Below are 19,489 nucleotides of genomic sequence, written 5' to 3'. Positions count from 1 at the left end.
GCAGTTGCTGCCGGGCCCCGTCCCGTCGGCCCGCACCTACGTGGAGGGCGGCGGATCGTCGAGTGCCTGCTCGGACCAGATGACCTTGCCACGCTCGGTGTAGCGGGTGCCCCAGCGCTCGGCGAACTGAGCGACCAGGAACAGGCCCCGTCCGCCCTCGTCGGTCGTCGCGGCGTAGCGCAGGTGCGGGGAGGTGCTGCTGCAGTCCGACACCTCGCAGATCAGGGCCCGGTCGTACAGCAGCCGCACGCTGATCGGCTCGGAGCCGTACCGGATCGCGTTGGTGACGAGCTCGCTCAGGATCAGTTCGGTGACGAACCCCTCCTCGTCGAGGCCCCGGTCGGCCAGCCAGGCAATCGCCTCCTTGCGGACGCCGGCGACGGCCGCGGGGTCAGGGGCCACCTGCCACTGGACGCGGCGTGCCGGGTCAAGGGTGCGGGTACGGGCCACGAGCAGGGCGACGTCGTCGCCCGGCCGGGTGGGCAGCAGGGCCTCCAGCACGTCGTCGCAGGTCTCCTCCGGTGTGCGGTCACGGCCTGCCAGGGCGTTCCGCAACTGCTCCATGCCTTCGTCGATGTCCCGGCCGCGACGCTCCACCAGGCCGTCCGTGTACAGCACCAGACGGCTCCCCTCGGGCACCTCCAGCTCGATCGCCTCGAAGGGCATGCCGCCGATCCCGAGCGGCAGACCCGCCGGGATGTCGGGGAACTCCACCGTGCCGTCGGGCCGGACGAGGGCGGGCCCGGGGTGCCCGGCCCGGGCCACGGAGCACCGCCCGGAGACCGCGTCGTAGATCGCGTACAGACAGGTGGCCCCGGTGATCGACCCGCCGCCGGTCTCCTCGTCCTGGTCCGTCCTGACGACGAGTTCGTCGAGATGACCGAGGAGCTCGTCCGGGGGCAGGTCCAGTGTGGAGAAGTTGTGCACCGTGGTGCGCAGCCGGCCCATGGTGGCCGCGGCGTGCAGCCCGTGCCCGACCACGTCGCCGACGACGAGCGCGACCCGGGCACCGGACAACGGGATCACGTCGAACCAGTCCCCGCCCACCCCGGCCTGCGCCGGCAGGTAGCGGTAAGCGACGTCCAGGGCGTTCTGCTCGGGAAGGCCGCTCGGGAGCAGGCTGCGCTGCAGGGTCACCGCCATCTCGTGCTCGCGGGTGTAGCGCCGGGCGTTGTCGACGCTGACCGCCGCCCGCGCCACCAGTTCCTCGGCGAAGGACAGGTCCTCGGCGTCGAAGGGGGCCTCGTTCTGCGCGCGCCAGAAGTTGGCCATGCCGAGGATGACCCCGCGCGCGTGCAGGGGCACGGACAGCAGCGAGTGGAATCCGTAGTCCAGGATCCGCGCGGCCTGCTCGGGGTCGGCCGTGCGCCACTGCTGGGACGCGGTCAGGTCGGGCACCACCCAGGTGTGACCGCTGCTGCTGCCGAGCCCTTCCGCGCTGGTCGGCACGAAGCCGATCACCCGGCCCAACGGATAGAGCGGATGGCCGGGGCCGACTCCGCCCACGGCGGTGCGGCGCATGTCCATCGCGTCACCGGAGGGTGACTCCGGTTCTTCCCCGCGCAGCACGGAGTCGGCGAGGTCGACCGTGGCGCAGTCGGCGAACCCGGGCGCGGCGACCTCCGCCAGCTCCTGCGCGGTGGTGGTGACGTCGAGGGTCGTCCCGATGCGGGCACCCGCCCGGTACAGGAGCAGCAGCCGCTCGCGCACGGTCTCCGCCCGGCCGGTGACCGCCTGCAGTTCCGTGGTGTCCCGGAGCGTGGCCACCATGCCGGGCGGACCGCCGCGTTCCCCGGTGGGACGGAGGTTGACCGCCAGCAGCCGGTTGCCGGCAGGTCGCAGCTCGTCCGTCTCGTCGCGCCCTGAGGCCAGCAGCTCCGCGGTGCGGGGGTCCAGTCCCAGGTCCGTCACCGCGCGGCCCTCGGCGTCGGCGGGCAGCTCCAGGAGGCGGCGGGCCTCGTCGTTGGCCAGGGCCAGCCGGCCGTCGGCACCGATGATGAGGACGCCCTCACGGACCGCGTGCAGCACCGCGTCGTGGTGTTCGTACATCCGGGTCATCTCGGCCGGGCCGAGGCCGTGCGTCTGTCGTCCCAGGCGGCGGCTCACCAGACCCGCGCCGCCCGCGGTCAGGGCGAGTGCGACCACTGCGGCGCCGAGGGCGAACGGGAGGCTCGGATAGGCGAGCTTGTTCACGGTCTCGACCTTGATGCCGACGGACACCAGGCCGGCGACCGTGCCGTCGCGGCGTTCCACGGGCACCACCGAGTTGATCGCGAGGCCCCGGCTGGCGGTGACCGTGCGCGTGACGGCCTCGCCCTCCAGCGCCTCCTTGTACGGGCCGAGGATGTGCTTGCCGATCAGCGCGATGTCGGGATGGGTGTAGCGGATGCCATTGGTCCCGGCCACGACGACGTACTCCACGTCCGTGCTGCGCCGGACCTCCTCGGCCCGGGGCTGCAGGATGACGGTGGGATCCCTGCTGTCCAGGGCGGCCGCGACTCCGGGCGCGTGGGCGAAGGTCTCCGCCACGCTCAGGGACCGGGTCCGCGCCTCGTTCATGCTGTCCCGTCTGCCCTGGACCACCAGGGCGACGACGGCCGCCACGACGAGCAGCGTCACGATGCCCAGCATGAGGACGAAGACCTGGCCGGCCACGGTGTGGACGCCGAACAGGGCGCGCAGCCGGCGGACCGGTGAGGACCAGCCGGGGTTCCGGCCGGAGGGCGCAGGCTCGTCACCGCCCGGGGGGCCGCCATCGTGCCGATGCGGCTGCCGGGCGGAGTGGTGAAATCGCGTCCGGAACCGACCTTTACCACCCACATCTCCAGGTTTAACACGATTCTCCGGCGCCGCCCGTCCGGGACCGGGTGCGTTCCTGGCCGCCGGACGTGTGAAGGGCGCACCGCGCGGGCATATGACGGATTACCGACAGGAGGTGGTGTCCGTGAGCCGCATCAGGATCGTCCGGCGCCCCCCGCTTCCGTCCCGGCCGCCACCCCTCGACCTGCGCACTCCGTCGGGGCGCCCGCTGCCGTACTGACTCCGGCACTCCGCTCATCCGTTGCCCTCGGGGCCGCACTCCGTGCGGCCCCGAGGCACGTTCGGGAGCAGGTCCGAGGCACGTTCCGGAGCGGGCCCGAGGCACGTACCGGACCAGGTCCGACCGACCGCGGGATCCGGGATGTTGATCACCCTGCGGCGGGGCGGCGCGAACCGGCAGGATGTCGGTGTACAGGGTCACCGTCCGCGGGCGGTTGCCGGCCACCCCAGGAAAGGGTTCCCATGCGGGAAGCGCACGCAGACCGGTCCGCCCCGGACGAAGGCTCCGCCCCCGGACTGTCCGAGGAGGCCCAGGTGATCGTGGTGGGCGCGGGGCCGGCCGGCTCGTCCGCCGCCTTCCACCTGGCCAGAGCGGGCGTCGATGTGCTGCTGCTGGAGAAGTCCGCGTTCCCCCGGGAGAAGGTCTGCGGTGACGGTCTCACCCCGCGTGCGGTGCACCAGCTGATCCGGATGGGCGTCGACATCAAGGCCCCCGGCTGGACGCGGTCGCGCGGGATGCGCTGGGTGACCGGCGGGCGGCAGGTGCAGATCGACTGGCCCGCGCTGGGTGGCTACCCGGACTTCGGCCTCACCCGCAGCCGGCACGACTTCGACGACATCCTGGCCCGCCACGCGGTGGCCGCCGGGGCCCGGCTGCGCACCGGCGCGAAGGTGACGGAACCGGTGACCGACCGGGCCGGCCGGATCACCGGGGTGGTGGCGGTGTCCGGTGCGGGAGACCCGGTGGTGCACCGGGCTCCGCTCGTCATCGCCGCGGACGGCGCCTCCGCGCGGCTGGCTCTCGCGATGGGGCTGGAGCGCGACACGAAACGGCAGATCGCCACGGCTGCCCGCCGCTACTACCGCAGCCCCGAGCGGTCCCGTGAGGAGTTCCTGGAGCTCTGGGCCGATCTCCGCTATCCCCGGAGCGACCACTTTCTGCCGGGGTACGGCTGGATCTTCCCGATGGGCGACGGCCGGGTCAACGTGGGACTCGGCGCGATCCCCCATCGCCGCCACGGCAAGGCCGACCTGCGGGCCACCCTCGACCGGTGGCTGGCACGGACGCCGCAGGAGTGGGGGCTGCGCGAGGAGAACGCCGAGGGGCCCGTCCGCAGCGCCGCGCTGCCCCTGGGCTTCAACCGTCACCCGTTGTACACCAAGGGGCTACTCCTGGTGGGCGACTCCGGAGGGATGATCAGCCCCTGGAACGGTGAGGGCATCGGCCAGGCGCTGGAGGCCGGAGAGGTCGCGGCCGAGTCGGCCGCGCTCGCACTGGCCCTGCCGACGGGCCCGAGGCGGGAGAGGGCGCTCCACCACTACCCGGTCGAGATGAACCGCCGCTGGGGCAGCTACTACCGGCTCGGCAACACGGCCGCCGACCTGGTGTTCAGCCGCTCGGGGTTCCAGCCCGTGCTCAACCGCTATGTGATGGGCTCCCCGTTCCTCCTCAACACCCTGGCCAGGCTGCTCAGCAATCTGACCGACAAGCCCTCGCGCGATGTGATCGACCACGTCCTGAACACCACGGTGCGGCTGGTCCCCGCCCCGAGCGCCCGGCGTCGCTGACCGGGCCGCCCGCCACCGGACGGATCCGGACACTCAGCCCGCGTGCGGGTCCGCCCCGGGAACCCCGAGAAGCTGCCGCCCCCAGATCACCTCGGCCTCGCTGAGCGGGACGTCGGTGCACAGGCGTTCGGGGTGGCCCGGGGGCGGCCCGCCGGAGGGCGCGTCGTCCGGCGGGGCGGCGACGGGCGGGGCGGCGACCGGCGGGATGTAGACCCAGATCTGACCGAAGGCGACCAGCGCGTAGGCGACGGACCGCAGGTAACGGGCGAGGAGGATGCGCATGACCCCAGCCTGCCCGCCGATTCCAAATCCGCGCCAAAGTCGGCAGCCCACAGCGCATTTCGGCCAATCAGCATACGTACGCAGTTTCCCCGATGTGCGGACAGGCGCCGTGCCTCGACAGTGACGGGACCCGGAAACACGAAAGTACGTTCCCCCTACCGCATGAGGTCACGATGCGCTACGAACTGCTCGGCCCCCTCCGCGTCTCCCACGAGGGACACGGCTACACCCTGAGCGCCCCCAAGATGGAAATGACTCTGGCCACCCTGCTCGTCGGTGCCGGACGGGTCACCACGAAGGAACAGATCATCGAGGAGCTCTGGGGGTCGGGGCCGCCCCGGCGGGCGTCGGCCGCCGTCCACGTCTACCTCTCGCAGCTGCGGAAGTTCCTCACCGCCGCCGGGGACGACCGGGGCAGCGCCATCGTCACCAAGCCGTCCGGCTACCTCATGCGGCTGAACGGCGCCGGCTACGACGTCGACGACTTCGGCGCGGCCATGCACGAGGGCCGCTTCCTCCAGCAGTCCGGCCGGTACGAGGCCGCCCTGGACGCCTTCGCCCGGGCACAGTCCCTCGTACGCGGCCCCGTCCTCGACGGCGCGCCCGAGGGCCCGGCACTGACCCGCTTCGCCACCTGGGTGGAGGAGGAGCGCCTCGCCTGCCTCGAACTGTCCGTCGAGGCCAGTACGGCGCTCGGCCGGCACCGTGAGGTCATCAGCCTGCTGAACACCCTCACCGCCGAGTACCCGTTGCGCGAGTCCTTCTACCGCCAGCTGATGCTGGTGCTGTACCGCTCGGAGCGGCAGGCGGAGGCGCTCCAGGTCTACCGCTCCGCCCAGCGCGTCCTGCGATCCGAACTGGGCCTGGAACCCTGCCGGTCACTGCGGCGGCTGCATCAGGCGATCCTCACGTCGGACCGCCTGCTCGACCTCCCCGTGGCGAGCTGACCGTGGCCACGGAGCGCCAGGACACCTGGCTGCGCAGCTACCACGCCACGCGTGCCGGCGCCGAGCTCATCTGCTTTCCGCACGCGGGCGGTTCCGCCGGCTACTGGCACCCCCTCTCCGCCGCCGCGTCCCCCGCCCTGTGGGTACGCGCCGTCCAGTACCCGGGCCGGCAGGACCGGTACCGCGAACCGCCGGTCCGCGATCTGCACCGGCTCGCCGACCTGATCGCCGAGGCGCTGGGCGGCGGCCCGCCGCCGGCCGGACCGCGGATCCTCCTCGGCCACAGCATGGGGGCTTCGCTGGCCCATGAGGTGGCCCTGAGACTCGCCGGGACGGCGGACCGGGGACCGGCGGCGCTGCTCGTGTCCGGCCGCCGGGCGCCGACGCGCCTGCCGGCCCGCGCGGAAAGGCTCGACACCGACGCGGCGCTGCTCGCCCGGGTCCGTTCGCTGGGCGGCACCGCCCCCGCCGTACTCGACGATCCCGAACTGCTCGAACTGATCCTGCCGGCACTGCGCGCCGACTACGCGGCCCTCGCGGCCTATGTGCCGACGGAAGGTGTGCCCCTGACGTGCCCGGTCGTGGCACTCACCGGGGACAGCGACCCGCAGGCGCCGGTCGAGGACGTACGCGCGTGGCGCGAGCGGACCACCGGCTCCTTCGAGCTGCGGGTGCTCCCGGGGAGCCACTTCTTCATCGGCGACCATCTGCCGGCCGTCGCGGAACTCGCCGCCGCGCTGTCGGCCGCCGTCCCCGTGAGCCGGCGGTGAGGCCGTCGTGAGCGGGCCGGGAAGCCTGCCGGCCCTCAGCGATCCGCACACGGCGTTCGACGACGGCCGGGTGGTGCTCGACCGGTGGTGCGCGGGCCGTCCGGCCGGCTGCCCCCGCGCATGGAGCCGGCGAGGGCTGGGGCGTGTGGTGAAAGGAGCGTCGTCCGCCCGGAGTGCGGGGCTCGCGGCGTCCGGTGCGGTGCATCGCAAGGCGGAGGGTCGCCCGCGTACCGGACGTACTCGGGCGACCCCGACAACGCGGCGAGGTGCCGTGCCAGGCGTCGCGAGCCAGACGGGACTTTCACCACACGCCCTAGTACCGGGCGGGCCGCGGCTCGTTCTGCCCGGTGCGGACGCGGCCGCGCGATCCGGTGGGCCAGAGGTCCCGCGGTGATCGCCGCCCTGCTGCCACCGGGGGCTGTGGGGGCCGAGGTGTACGACGATCCGCCGGAGGCCCGACTGCATCCGGCGGAGGAGGCCGCCGTCGCCCGGGCCGTGGACACGCGCCGCAGGGAGTTCACGACGGTACGCCACTGCGCCCGCACGGCGCTGCGCGAACTCGGTTGCGCGTACGAGCCGTTGGTACCGGGACACCGGGGCGCGCCCAGCTGGCCGGCCGGCGTGGTCGGCAGCATGACGCACTGCCCCGGTTTCCGGGCGGCCGGGGTGGCTCGGTCGGATGTGCTGGCGTCGCTGGGCATCGACGCCGAACCCGACCGCCCGCTGCGGCCGGGCATGCTCGCCTCCGTCTCCCTGCCGGCGGAGCGTGAGCGCGTGGCCGGACTGACCGCACACCGGCCCGGCGTGGCCTGGGACCGGCTGCTGTTCAGTGCCAAGGAGGCGGTGTACAAGGCCTGGTTCCCGCTGACGGGGCTGCTGCTCGACTTCCCGGAGGCGGAGATCCGGATCGAGCCCGGGGGCACGTTCCGTGCGGTGCTCCTGGTGCCCGGCCCCGTGGTCGGAGGCCGGGCGGTCGGGGTCTTCCACGGCCGATGGGCGGCCGCCGGCGGACTGCTGGCCACCGCGATCGGGGTGCCTCAGCCCGCCAGGGCCATCAGCCGGACGAGCGCGGCCCGCGAGTTCACGCCCAACTTGCTGTAGATATGGGTCAGATGAACATCCACGGTGCGCGGGCTCACCCGTAGCCGTCCCGCGATGTCCTTCGTCTTCAGCCCTTCGCCCGCGAGATCGGCGACCTCCCGCTCCCGCAGGGTCAGCTCGTCGAGACCGCTGCTCTCCCGACGGTCCGTCAGCCGCACTGCGGAACGTGCCAGTTCGCGGGCGCGGGCGCCTGCGGGGCTGGAGTCACCGAACAGCCGCTGCGCCTCGCCGTAGCACCGGGCGGCCTCCGCCGTCAGCTCCCGGCCCATGAAGGCGTGGCCGCGGGCCAGCAACGCGTGCCCGCTCTGCTCGACCAGTCCCACGGTGGACGCGGCCTCCGCGGCTCGTTCGGCCCAGGCGTCCAGAGTGTCCGCGTCGGTCTCCGTCTGCACGGCCGCTGCGGCCAGGAGTTCGTAGTTGCGGGCCGCGAACACGGCGACGGGCTCGGAGACCCGCCAGGCGTCCCGCTCGGGGAGCAGCAGGGCCAGCGCGGCGCCTGCCTCACCCGAGGCGAGCGAGGCCTCGGCGAGGAGCAGGGCGTTGAGCGGGGTCCGGGGCTCCGGCGCGGCCCGGTCGTGAGCCCCTGTCGTGGCGGGGCGCGGGGAGGTCCGGCCCAGCTGGGCCCAGGCGGCGGCGGTGATCGCGTCCGACAGGGCAACGTGGTCGCCGCGGCCCATGGCGCGGGCGGCGGCGCTGCCCTCCCGGACGGCGCTCAGGGCGTCGGCCAGCCGGCCGCTCTGGTAGTGCACATAGCCGAGCGTGTCGAGCAGGGGCGGCAGGAAGTGCGTGTCGCCACGGCCGCGTACGGCCGTCAGCGCCCGCTCCGCATGGCCGTACGCCGGCCCGTACCAGCCCATCAGCGCCTCGGCCCAGCTCAGGACCAGCAGATGGCCGGCCTCCTGCTCCCCGGCCTGCCGTCCCGAGTCCACCTCGTCCAGGGCCTGTGCGGCGGCGTCCAGGGACATCTCGGCCGCGCACATGTCGCCGTCGAGCACGGCGCACAGCCCGGCGAGGCCGAGGGCCCCGCCCGTGGTGACCGGGTCGGCGCCGTCCGTGCCGTGCACGAGCACCTCGACGTCGGCGCGGGCCGGGACCTGACCGGCGAGCACCTTGCCGAGCTGCTGACCGACCCGCAGGAGCAGTCCGGTGGCGGGCGAAACGGCTTGCGCGGCGGGGAGTTCGGCGGCCAGCAGTGCCTGCGCCCCCTCGTCGTGGCCGAGCGCCGCGAGCACGGCGGCGAGGAAGGCGACCGCGCGGACGCGGAGCCGGGGTGACCTGCCGTCGGGTCCCGCGAGCACCTCGGCCGAAAGCGCGACGATCCGCTCGGCGTCGCCCTCGGCGGCCAGGGCACGGACCACCTGTTTCCACAGTTCGGTGCCGGCGGGACCCGCCCCGCTGTCGTCACCGGTCCTGCGGCCCAGTCGCAGCGCCGACTTCAGCCAGTGCGCCGCCTCCGCCGGCCTGCCCGTCTGCGCGCAGGCGCGCGCGGCGGCGGCCAGGACCTCCGCGTCGGCCGGCCGTGTCCCGGATCCGGCGCGCTCGATGTGCGGGGCGATGTCGAGGGCCGGAAGGCCCAGCCGTGCGAACCGGTCCCGGGCGCGGCGGTGTGCTCCCGAGCGCCAGCAGGCGTCGGCGTCGGCGTAGAGGCACCCTCTGAGCAGCGGGTGCCGGAACTCCAGCACGCCGGGCTGCGCCGTCGCGCGGACCAGATCGCGGCGGCGCAGCTCGGAGAGCGCCCGGCATGCCTCGTCCCTGGACGTCTCCGCCACCTCGGCGACGGCGTCGATGTCGAAGACGCTGCCGAGCACCGCCGCCGCGTGCACCACCCTGCGGGGCACTGCGGGCAGGAGCTCCGTCTCGGCGAGGAGCCGGGCGCCGAGGGAGCTGGATGTCCAGAGGTCGAGGGCGTCCCCGGTCAGCGATCCGGCCTCGGCCAGGGCGGTGAGGTAGAGCGGGTTGCCTCCGCTGCGCGCGTACAGCCGGGGCAGTTCCGGAGCGTCGGCGCGCAGGCCCAGCACCTCGGCGCACCGGTGGGCCGGCAGGGCTCCGAGGACGATGCTCTCGACGGCTCCCAGCTCGCCGCCCTGCTGGAGGACGGCACGCAGCGCGACGGGGGCCTGCCGCGGCCGGTGCGCGACGACGACCATGAGGCCGCGGTCGACGGGCCAGCGAATCAGGGTTTCCACAAGCCGGGCCGAGCCGGCGTCGGCCCAGTGGAAGTCGTCCAGGAGGAGCAGTGTGCCGCCGGAGGACGCGGCAGGTCCGGTGGTGAGGAGGCGGCGCACCCCTGCGAAGAACGGGGAGCGCCAGACGGGCTGTTCCGCGCCGGGCGGCACGTCCGTGAGCGCTTCCACGAGAGCCGCCGTGGCGGCGGCGCCGGCTCCCGCCTCCGCGGCTGTGCCCCGCCATGCGGTCAGTGCCTGCACGAGGGGATGGAACGGGGCCCGCGCCTCCGCCTCGGAGCAGCGGCCGTGGAGGACGGCGAGCCCCTGCCCCCGGGCCTCCCGGGCGAGTGCGGTGAGCAGTCTGGTCTTGCCGGTTCCGGGGTCGCCTGTCAGTTCCACGACGACCGGCCGGCCGTCGCGGGCCGCCCGGACGAGCTCTGTCAGCCGCGCCAACTCGGCAGCGCGGACGGTGATGACGGTGTTCGGCCCGGTGATGGTGGTGGTGATGCCCATGTCGCAGGTCCCCTTCCCCCGGTCTGCATTCCCGCGCTCTCGACGCTGAGAGACACCCAACAGCTGTGGCCCTCGCCAGGGTAGGCGCGGGTGACGGGATGGATCGTTCTGTAACAGAACCTTCATGGACCGCGCCGGGACGGCACCGCCGGTGGACTTAGCAGCGATTTAGACACCCCCGGCAGCCTGACGCTCGTCCGAACCCCGCAGACCCGCCGTCCAGTCGGTCCAGCTGAGGAGCCGCCCGTGCCCACGTCCCGGGACCTGCCCGCCCATCGCGCCGTGCGGCGCCTGCCGCTCGGAGACCTCGGCGAGCTGCTGGTCGATCTGCACGAGGGTGAACTGATCGTGCGTCATCTGGATCTGGTCGTCGCAGGTACCGGCCGGCACCTGCGACTGGTCCGCGAGTACCGCAGCCAGTCGGTGGCTGAGCTGGGATTCGGCCCCGGCTGGTCCTACTCCGCGGGTCCCGGCTTCGCACCGGACACCGGCGGCGAACCGGTGACCTTCACCGACGCCCGGGGCCGGGTGGTGACGCTCCACCGCGACTCCGACGGTCTGGTGTCGAAGATCGTCGATCCGCTGGGGGCCGAGGCTGCGTCGTTCGCGTACGACCGTTCGGGGCGGCTGGAGCGGCACACCGGGTCGGACGGGGCCACCACCGCGTTCCTCTGGGATGCGGACGGGCGCCTGGTCGGCATCACCGATCCGCTCGGCGACACCGTGGAGATCGCGTATGACGGGATGTTCGCGGTCTCCGAGCTCTCCTGGACCGGCCCCGGGGGCAAGGCGCTCACGGCATTCGACTACGGGCCGGACCGCACGCTCGTCACCGGGCCGACGGGGCTGCGTACCGGCTATGTCTTCGACGCGCAGGGCCGGCCCGTAGCCGTCGAGGACGCCGCGGGCCGGGTCCGCCGCGTGACGCGGGACGTGGCGGGCCGGCCGGTCTCTCTCACCGACGCGGCGGGCGCGACGCTCACCCGCACCTTCGACGGGCTGGGGCGCCCGGCCTCGCTGCAACTGCCCACCGGCGCCCGCTCGCAGGTCACCTACACCTCGCTGGACGGCGAGGGCACGCTCACCTCCCTGCGCGATCCGCTGGGCAACGAGCTCCTGCTGGAGTACGACGTGGAGGGCAGGCTCGTCCGCACCCGCGCTGCGGGACGGGCGAGGGACGTGGACTCCCGCAGCTACGATCCGCTCCACGGCGGGCTCGCCGAGATCGTCGACGGCAACGGCGCCCGCACCCGGTTCGGTTACGACGAGGCCGGTGACCTGACCACCGTGGACCCGCCGGCCCCGCTCGGCCGCACGGTCCTCGGGTACGACGGGCTGTCCCGGATCACGTCGGTGACCAGCGGGGCCGGTGGGCGCGTCGGCTGCCGGTACGACCCGGCGGGACGCCTGAGCGAGGTCACGGACGAGACCGCGGGCCGGACGCTGCTGGTGCTGTCGCGCGACGCGCTGGGCCGGGTGGTCCGCAAGGCCGGACCCGGCGTTTCCTACACGTTCGACTGGGTCAGGACGGCACGCGGTGACCGTCCGGCGGCGGTCGTACGGACCGGGGAGACGGGCTCCGGGGCGGAGCGGATCGACGCGGAGTACGACGCCGAAGGCGCGCTGACCTCGTTCACCACGCCGGGCGGCACCGCGCGTTACACCCTGGACGGTGCGGGCCGCACCGAGTCCGTCACCACACCGGCCGGCCGCACCGCCCGGTTCGTCCGTGACGCGGCCGGGCGCCCGGTGCGGATCGAACTGGGCTCGGCCGTACAGGAGATCCGGTACGACGCGTCCGGCCGCAGGACCGCGCTGACCGTGCGCGGACCGGGGGGCGACACACTGTTGTCGGCCGAGTACGGATACAGCTCGGGCGGTGGCGCCGACAGCGACGTGCTGCGCTCCTCGGTGATCGACGGTGAGTTCACCGGATTCGCCTACGACGGGCTCAAGCGCCTCGTGCGTGCCGGTGACAGCGAGTTCGCGTACGACGACGCCCATCATCTGCGCCGGCTGGGAGCGACGGAGTTCACCCTGAACGACGCCGGCCAGGTGGTGAGGTTCGGTGACACGGCGTTCGCCTACGACGGCGCGGGCAACTTCACCGAGGAGACCGACCCGACCGGATCGTTCCGCTACAGCGCCACCCATCAGACCCTGACGGGCGTGTTCGGCGGGGTCCAGGTGGTGGACGTGCGCTACGACGGGCTGGGTCAGGAGACTCCGCGGCGCATCACGGAGACCACCGTGGACGGACGCACGGTCGTCCATGTGCTGACCCACTCCGCGCTGGGCATCGTGCGCGCGACGGACGACGGTGTGCCGTCCGACTTCGTGCGCACGCCGGACGGCGCTCTCCTCGCCGTCCTCACGGACACGGGCCGCCACTACTGGGCGGTGACCGACCAGCAGGGCTCCGTGCTCGCGCTGATCGACGAGGAGGGGGCCGTCGCCGCCCGCTACCGGTACACCGCCCACGGGGCGGTGACGGCGACGGGTGACGCCGCGTCGGTGAACCCGTTCCGGTACCGGGGCGCGTACCAGCTGCTGCGCAGCGCGCACCTCCTCGACCACCACCTCTACAACGGGTACTGGGGGCGCTTCACCCAGCCCGATCCCACCGGCACCCAGTACGCCTCCTACTCCTTCTCCGACAACGACCCCGTGAACAGCGGGACATGGACCCGGCACGGCTTCTGGCCCGTCCTGGCCCACCCGCACCTGCCCGCCGCGGAGGTGTTCCTCCCCTCGCCCGGTGCCCCGGACGAGGCGGCCGCCGTCGCGGCCGAGGCCCTCACCGGCCCGGGTGCGTTTCTCGCCGCCCCACCCCTGATCGCCTGGGCGCCACCGTCCCGGGATGTCCGAACCCTTCACCGAGAGGAACTGTCAGATGGCTGACCAGATCGTGCTGCGCGTCCCGAGGGAAGTCGTGGTCAAGGTGGTCGACGACGTCGAGGTCGCCGACCCGAGCACCGGGCAGACCGGCACGTTCGACGACGAGCTGTACGACGAGGACGGGAAGCTGATCGGCACCTCGCACGGCTCGTTCCGGATCGAGTACGTCCGGCCGGGCGACGGCGGGCTGCTGACCTACTACACCGAGGACATCACCCTCGACGACGGCACCATCCACGCCGAGGGGTGGGCGGACTTCAACGACGTGCGCACCAGCGAGTGGGTGCACTATCCCGCGACCGGGACGAGTGGCCGCTACAAGGGTCTGCGCGGCTTCCGCACCTGGCGCATGACCGGCGTCCGGGCCTCCGCCGAGGCGCGGATCCTGCTGTCCGACTGAGACCGGTCCCCACGAGCGAGGAAGGGCCCTCATGACGGGTCGGGATGTGTACATAAGGTCGGCGGCCTCCGCGCTTCCCGGCCCGCCGCTGGACAACGCCACACTGGCGGAGCGGTTCGGCATGGACGCGCTGTGGCAGCAGTGGGTGGATGTCTTCATCGGCACCGCTTCGCGTCATCTGGCCCTGGATCTGGACTCGGGGAAACTCACCGTGTCGCTGGCGGATCTGGCCGAGGAGGCGGGCCGCGCCGCGCTGGACCGGGCAGGTCTGGCCCCGGGACAGGTGGACGCGGTGGTGCTGGGCACCGCCACACCGGACCGGCTGATGCCGGCGACCGTCAATGTGGTCGCGGACCGGCTGGGTATCGACGGCGTACGGACCTTCCAGCTCCAGTCGGGGTGTTCCGGCGCCGTCCAGGCACTCGATGTCGCCCAGCAGCTGCTGCACAGCGGCAGCGCCCGTACCGTGCTGGTGCTCGGCGGTGACGTGATCGCCCGGTTCTACGACCTGGACACCGATCTGCGCAGGACGGCCCCTGCCGAACTGGTCAACTACGTCCTGTTCGGGGACGCGGCGGGGGCCGCGGTCGTCTCCACCGAGCCGGGTCCCGGCGCCGTGTCCGTACGGGCCCTGTTCACCCGGCTGGTGGGGCTCGGCAGGGAGCCCGGAGCCGTCCTCGAATGGTTCGGCCCCGCCGACCGGGACAGCGACCGGCCGGCGGCCACCGAGGACTACAAGGCCATCGAGAAGCATGTCCCGGTCATGGCCGGCGAGGTGCTGGACGAGCTCCTGGACGGCCTGGGATGGGCCCGCGAGGACGTGGATCTGCTGCTGCCTCCCCAGCTGTCCGGCCGGATGACCCGGCTGATCACCGAAGGGCTCGGCCTGCCGGGCGCCGAGGCCGTCTCCTGCGTCGACGAGGCGGGCAACTGCGGCAACGCCATCGTCTTCCTCCAGCTGGAGCGGGCACTCGCCCGGCTGGCCGGCGGCCGGCGGGCGGTGGGCATCTCCATCGAGTCCAGCAAGTGGCTCAAGGCGGGCTTCGCCCTGGAAGGGAGCTGACACCGTGACCGGGACCACCGCGGACCTGCGGGAGATCACGGCCGAGGACTACCCCGCCGTGCGAGGGCTGGTGGCCGGCCTGGAAGGGGACGCGCTCGTCCGGGCGGGCAGGGCCCTGGCCCGGCTGGATCCCGGCAAGGTGCTGGCCGCGCACCCCGGCACGCCCGCGCCGCTGATCGCGGTGACCGGGCACGGCACGCTGTCCGCCCTGGTGCCGGCGCTCACCGGAGAGCTGGCCCGGCACGGGCTGCTGGCGCGGGTGCGGCTCTCCGACTTCGACAGCTGGGTCTTCGACCTCGCGGATCCGGGCAGCGGTCTCTACGCGGCCGCCCCCTCTCTGGTGCTCTGCGTCCTCGACCCGGCGCTCGTGGCCGACGAACTGCCGCTGCCCTGGCGGGTGGAGGACGTGGAGAGGGTCCTGGCCGGGAAGACGGCGCTGGTCGAACGAGCCGTCGAGGTTTTCGCCGCGACGGCCCGGGGTGCCACGCTGGTCCTCAACACGCTTCCGCTGCCCCGCTCGCTGACCGCGCAACTCGTCGACCTCGGCTCGCGGGCCCGGTTCGGGGCCGTATGGCGGGAGGCCAACGCCCGTCTGCTGCGCCTGATGGAGGCCCGGCCCGAGGTGGTCACCGTGGATCTCGACCCGCTGCTCGCGGAGGGGGTCGCCGCCCACGACGTACGGCAGAGCGTGTACGCCAAGGCGCATCTGTCCGACGGGCTGCTGGCCGGATACGCCCGCGAGGTCGGCCATCTGGCGCGGCAGTCGGCGGGCGGAGCGAAGAAGGTGCTCGCCCTGGACCTGGACGACACCGTGTGGGGCGGTGTGCTCGGTGAGGCGGGACCCGAGGGGATCGAGGTCGCGGGAAGCTATCGCGGGGAGGCGTTCCGGCGCTTCCAGGCGGTGGCGAAGCAACTGGGCTCCCAGGGGGTACTGCTGGCCGCCGTCAGCAAGAACGACCGGGAACCGGTTCTGAAGACTCTGCGCGAACACCCCGAACTCACGCTGCGTGAGGAGGATTTCGTGCAGGTGCGGGCCAACTGGCGTCCCAAACACGAGAATCTCGCCGAGCTCGCGGCCGACCTGAATCTGGGCACGGACAGCTTCGTCTTCGTCGACGACAGCTCCTTCGAGTGCGGCCTCGTCCGCCGCGAGCTGCCCGGCGTCTCGGTGCTACAGGTGGGCCGGGAGCCCGCCCTCCATGCCGAACGGCTGCTGCGGGACGGGTGGTTCGACGTGCGGGCCCTCACCTCGGAGGACCGGGCCCGCCCGGCACGCTACCGCGAGGAGCGGGCCCGGCAGGACTTCCTGCACACCTTCGACTCCCTCGACGGCTATCTGCGGGAGCTGGACATCTCCGTGACGCTCGCGCCCGTGGACACGGCCCGGCTCGACCGGGTCTCCCAGCTCACACTGCGTACCAATCAGTTCAACCTCACCACGCGCCGCCTGCAGCCCGCCGAGGTGCAGGCGTTGCACGAGGACCCGGCGGCGCGGGTGCTCGCGATCGAGTCCGCCGACCGGTTCGGGGACAACGGCCTGGTCGGCGTGGTGCTGCTGCGGCGCGAGGCGGGGGTGCTGCTCATCGAGAACTTCCTGCTGAGCTGCCGGGTCTTCTCGCGCGGCATCGAACAGGCCGTGCTCGGGGCCGTGCTGGAGCACGCCTTCGACGACGGCGCCACCGAGGTGCGGGCCGCGTATGCGCGCACCGCCCGCAACGGCAAGGTCGCGGACTTCTATCCCCGGGCCGGGTTCGAGACGGTCCGCGAGGACGCGGACTCGGCCGACTTCCGGCTCGCGTCCCGGCCGGCCGCCGCAGCCGTCGATCACATCCGTCTGACCGCGCGTTTCGAAGGGACCTCCCGTGAAGACCGTCGATGATTTCGTCACTCTGCTGCGGGACGAACTCGCCCTGTCCGTCGCCGCCGAGGACCTGGGGCGCGGGCTGGACACCGTGGAGTCCTGGGACTCGGTGCACCTGCTGACGCTGTGCACGGTCCTGGAGCGCGAGACGGGACGTTCGCTGCCGCTGGCCGACGTTCTGGAGGCGTCCAGCCTGAAGGACGTGTACCTGCTGGCGGTCGCGCCGTGACCGCCCCTGAATCCGGTGCGCCGCTCCCCCGCCAGCGCAGGCACACGCTGTTCTTCCTGGAGGTGATCCGCGACTTCTCGCCCGTGTTCCTCGACACCGAGGTCGACATGAGCGGGGTGCTCGCCCATCGCGCGTCGGCGCTGGAGAGCGAGGGGGTGCGCTATGCGACCACCACGTATGTGCTGCGGGCCGCCGGCCGGGTACTGGCCCAGCATCCGGACGCCAACGCGGCGGTGCGCGGCGGGCCCCGGCATCCGCGGATCGCGCACTATCCGTTCGTCAACGGCAAGGTCGCCCTGGACCGCACCCTGGAGGGGCGCCGGGTGGTGCTCGGCACGATCGTGCCCGACGTCCACGAGGCCGAACTGCCCGCCATCCAGGAGCATCTGGCCCGGGTCAGGGATGGTGATCCGGAGAAGCTGCCCGAATTCGACGGGGTACGCAGACTGCACCGGGCGTCCTGGGCGGAGGGCCGCCGGATCTTCCGCGGCGCGGCGGACTCGCTCGCCCTGCGGCCCCATCTCAACGGCACGTTCGCGGTCACCTCGCTGGGTCACCGCGCGGTCGACTCCTTCCACTCGGTGGGCGGTACCACGACCACCTTCGGCGTCGGCAGGGTGCTGGACCGCGCGGTCGTGCGGGAGGGCCGGATCGTGGTGGCACCGGTGCTGCGGCTGAGTCTCGCCTTCGACCACCGGGTGATCGACGGGGCCGAGGCGGCGGACGTACTGACCGAGGTCAAGGAGGCGCTGGAGAGCGTATGAACGACATCGCGGAACTGAAGAACTTCGTCGTCGCCCACACCCGTTCACAAGGGCTGCCGCCCGAGCACTACGATCCGCTGCTCGCCCGGATCGGCGACGACGAGAACGGCGCCCCGGGGTCCTGGGTGCACGAGTGGAGCGCCGAGGGTGCCCGGCTGGAGGCCGAGGGGAAGCCGCTGGACGCCTGTGTGCACTACAACATGGCCCGGTTCCCCTTCGTGGACGGTTCGGCGCGGCAGGAGGCGCTGGAGCGGTGCACCGCGTCCTTCGACACCTGGCGGTCGGACTTCCCGGCCGTGCAGCGCCTGGACGTCGAACTCGCCGGCGGCCGGATCCGCTGCTGGACGGCGGGGCTGGACGCCTCGGAGCCCAGACCGCTGCTGGTGATGACCGGGGGCATCGTCTCCGTCAAGGAGCAGTGGGCGCCCGTGCTGCTCCAGCTCGGGGCGCTGGGCTTCGCCGGGGTGGTCACGGAGATGCCGGGCGTGGGCGAGAACTCCCTGCTGTACGGGGCCGACAGCTGGCAGATGTTCTCCGCCGTGCTGGACGCGGTCGGGGACCGCGCCGACACCTCCCGTACGTTCGCGCTGGCGCTCAGCTTCAGCGGGCATCTGGCGCTGCGGGCGGCCCTGCACGACTCACGGATCAGCGGGGTCGTGGGGGCGGGGGCGCCGCTGCACGACTTCTTCACCGACACGGGGTGGCAGCGGACGGTGCCCCGGGTCACCACCGACACGCTGGCCCATCTCACCCGGTCGAAGCCCGACGAGGTCTACGGGCTGATCCGGCAGTGGGCGCTCTCGCCCGGCGAACTGGCGGCGCTGCGGATTCCGGTGGCGCATGTGACGAGCCTGCGGGACGAGATCATTCCGCCGGGTGATGCCCGGCTGCTGCGGGAGCGGGTGCACGGGGTGCGGCTGCTGGAGCACGACGATGTGCACGGGTCGCCGTCGCACTTCGCGCAGACCCGGCTGTGGACACTGCTGTCGGTGCTGCGGATGCGCGGTGGGTTCGGCGACCAACGGGTGGCACTGACCAGGGAGTTCGCCCGGCTGCGGTACGGCCGGGGGGACCGGGCGTGACCACGGGGGCCCTCGACGGCGCCGCTCGACGTCCGCGCGACGCCCGGGCGGCTCAGCCGCCGGCCGGGCGGGGGCCCGCGGCCGGTTCCGTACCGAAAGCGCGCAGGAAGGTGTCGACACCGGCGGTGACGACCTTCGCGACGTCGGCCGGGTCGAGGGGCCGGGTGCCCAGCGCGCTCATCCCGGGCAGTTCCTCGTAGACCAGCGCGATGAACTGGTTGGCCGCCCTGACCGGATCCTCGACCCGCAGGTGCCCGGCGTTCGCGAGGCGGGCGAGCCGGCCCGCGAGCGCCTCGGTGAACTGGTTGGGCCCGCTGGCCCGCACCGCGTCGAAGAGGTCCGGAAAGCGCACGGCCTCCGCGTACAGCAGCCGGCGCACTGACTCGGACTGCTCGTCGCAGTAGCAGTCGACGAGCTTGGTGGCGAGGCCCTCCAGGCCCGGGCGCAACTGGTCCGGGTCGGTCGGGAAGGCGGTGAGGACGTCGAGGGTCTTGGCGTTGGACCGGGCGGCGGTCTCCGTCATCACGTACCGGAACAGCTTCTCCTTCGATCCCAGGTGGTTGTAGATCGTCGGCTTGGACACACCGGCCTCGGCGGCGATCACGTCCAGGCTCGCCTGTGCGTATCCGACCTGCGCGAAGACCCGCAGGGCGGCCTCCACGATCGCCCGGCGCTTGTCCAGCCGCCCTCGGTCCACCGGGCCACCGGCCGTCTGTTCGTTCTCGCCAACGCTCATACGGCCATGCTACCGTGCCAGCCACAGAATTTAACTACCCAGTAAAATTTTCTGGGTAGGGTGGTTAAAA

Annotated in this window: 15 protein-coding genes; 11 read left to right on the top strand and 4 right to left on the bottom strand. The window is 73.0% G+C overall.

Going from position 1 to position 19,489, the window contains the following annotated elements; translation table 11 throughout:
* Positions 1–36: 36 nt before the first annotated feature.
* The gene (locus tag ACGFZA_RS38570; protein ID WP_393685410.1) at positions 37–2,631 is read right to left on the bottom strand and encodes a SpoIIE family protein phosphatase; all 2,595 of its coding nucleotides are present in this window, start codon (positions 2,629–2,631) and stop codon (positions 37–39) included.
* A gap of 651 nt (positions 2,632–3,282) precedes the next feature.
* On the opposite strand from ACGFZA_RS38570, the gene ACGFZA_RS38565 reads away from it, so the two are divergent.
* The gene (locus tag ACGFZA_RS38565; protein WP_393685382.1) at positions 3,283–4,608 is read left to right on the top strand and encodes a geranylgeranyl reductase family protein; all 1,326 of its coding nucleotides are present in this window, start codon (positions 3,283–3,285) and stop codon (positions 4,606–4,608) included.
* Between the two features lie 33 nt (positions 4,609–4,641).
* On the opposite strand, the gene ACGFZA_RS38560 is transcribed toward ACGFZA_RS38565, so the two are convergent.
* Positions 4,642–4,890, bottom strand: a complete 249-nt coding sequence (locus tag ACGFZA_RS38560; RefSeq protein ID WP_393685380.1) for a DUF6059 family protein — start codon at positions 4,888–4,890, stop codon at positions 4,642–4,644.
* 173 nt (positions 4,891–5,063) lie between these two features.
* Here ACGFZA_RS38560 and ACGFZA_RS38555 point away from each other — a divergent pair, with 173 nt between their 5' ends.
* From ACGFZA_RS38555 to ACGFZA_RS38545, 3 genes are all read left to right on the top strand, one after another.
* A complete protein-coding gene (locus ACGFZA_RS38555) occupies positions 5,064–5,837 on the top strand; it encodes a BTAD domain-containing putative transcriptional regulator (RefSeq protein WP_385286967.1) in 774 nt (257 codons plus the stop codon).
* A gap of 2 nt (positions 5,838–5,839) precedes the next feature.
* Entirely contained in the window at positions 5,840–6,607 is a 768-nt protein-coding gene (locus tag ACGFZA_RS38550) for a thioesterase II family protein (protein WP_385286969.1), read from the top strand.
* Between the two features lie 390 nt (positions 6,608–6,997).
* Positions 6,998–7,708: a 4'-phosphopantetheinyl transferase gene (locus tag ACGFZA_RS38545; RefSeq protein ID WP_393685377.1), complete on the top strand. Its 711-nt coding sequence runs from the start codon at positions 6,998–7,000 to the stop codon at positions 7,706–7,708.
* Here the strand turns inward: ACGFZA_RS38545 and ACGFZA_RS38540 are convergent.
* Positions 7,645–10,386, bottom strand: a complete 2,742-nt coding sequence (locus ACGFZA_RS38540) for an ATP-binding protein (RefSeq protein ID WP_393685375.1) — start codon at positions 10,384–10,386, stop codon at positions 7,645–7,647. The genes ACGFZA_RS38545 and ACGFZA_RS38540 overlap by 64 nt on opposite strands.
* Positions 10,387–10,632: 246 nt before the next feature.
* Here ACGFZA_RS38540 and ACGFZA_RS38535 point away from each other — a divergent pair, with 246 nt between their 5' ends.
* From ACGFZA_RS38535 to ACGFZA_RS38505, 7 genes are read left to right on the top strand one after another with little or no spacing between them, the layout of a single operon-like run.
* Positions 10,633–13,287, top strand: coding sequence for a DUF6531 domain-containing protein (locus ACGFZA_RS38535; protein WP_393685373.1), 2,655 nt, complete (start codon positions 10,633–10,635; stop codon positions 13,285–13,287).
* Positions 13,280–13,684 carry a hypothetical protein gene (locus tag ACGFZA_RS38530; RefSeq protein WP_393685371.1) on the top strand — a complete coding sequence of 135 codons (405 nt, stop codon included), beginning with the start codon at positions 13,280–13,282 and terminating at the stop codon, positions 13,682–13,684. Before ACGFZA_RS38535 ends, ACGFZA_RS38530 begins: the two co-directional genes overlap by 8 nt.
* A gap of 31 nt (positions 13,685–13,715) precedes the next feature.
* Positions 13,716–14,747, top strand: a complete 1,032-nt coding sequence (locus tag ACGFZA_RS38525) for a 3-oxoacyl-ACP synthase III family protein (RefSeq protein WP_385286821.1) — start codon at positions 13,716–13,718, stop codon at positions 14,745–14,747.
* A 4-nt stretch (positions 14,748–14,751) separates the two neighbouring features.
* Complete coding sequence (locus ACGFZA_RS38520) at positions 14,752–16,626, top strand: HAD-IIIC family phosphatase (RefSeq protein WP_393685368.1); 1,875 nt, start codon at positions 14,752–14,754, stop codon at positions 16,624–16,626.
* Entirely contained in the window at positions 16,610–16,837 is a 228-nt protein-coding gene (locus ACGFZA_RS38515; protein ID WP_385286825.1) for an acyl carrier protein, read from the top strand. Before ACGFZA_RS38520 ends, ACGFZA_RS38515 begins: the two co-directional genes overlap by 17 nt.
* Entirely contained in the window at positions 16,834–17,601 is a 768-nt protein-coding gene (locus ACGFZA_RS38510) for a 2-oxo acid dehydrogenase subunit E2 (RefSeq protein ID WP_385286827.1), read from the top strand. Before ACGFZA_RS38515 ends, ACGFZA_RS38510 begins: the two co-directional genes overlap by 4 nt.
* Complete coding sequence (locus tag ACGFZA_RS38505) at positions 17,598–18,683, top strand: alpha/beta fold hydrolase (protein ID WP_385286829.1); 1,086 nt, start codon at positions 17,598–17,600, stop codon at positions 18,681–18,683. Before ACGFZA_RS38510 ends, ACGFZA_RS38505 begins: the two co-directional genes overlap by 4 nt.
* Before the next feature lie 52 nt (positions 18,684–18,735).
* Here the strand turns inward: ACGFZA_RS38505 and ACGFZA_RS38500 are convergent, their stop codons facing one another.
* Positions 18,736–19,419, bottom strand: coding sequence for a TetR/AcrR family transcriptional regulator (locus ACGFZA_RS38500; RefSeq protein ID WP_393685365.1), 684 nt, complete (start codon positions 19,417–19,419; stop codon positions 18,736–18,738).
* Between the last annotated feature and the right edge of the window lie 70 nt (positions 19,420–19,489).

Source organism: Streptomyces sp. NPDC048211 (genome assembly GCF_043202315.1).
Classification (GTDB): domain Bacteria; phylum Actinomycetota; class Actinomycetes; order Streptomycetales; family Streptomycetaceae; genus Streptomyces.
Note: the sequence above shows the minus strand (reverse complement) of the source record. Positions and strands in the feature narration are given on the sequence as shown.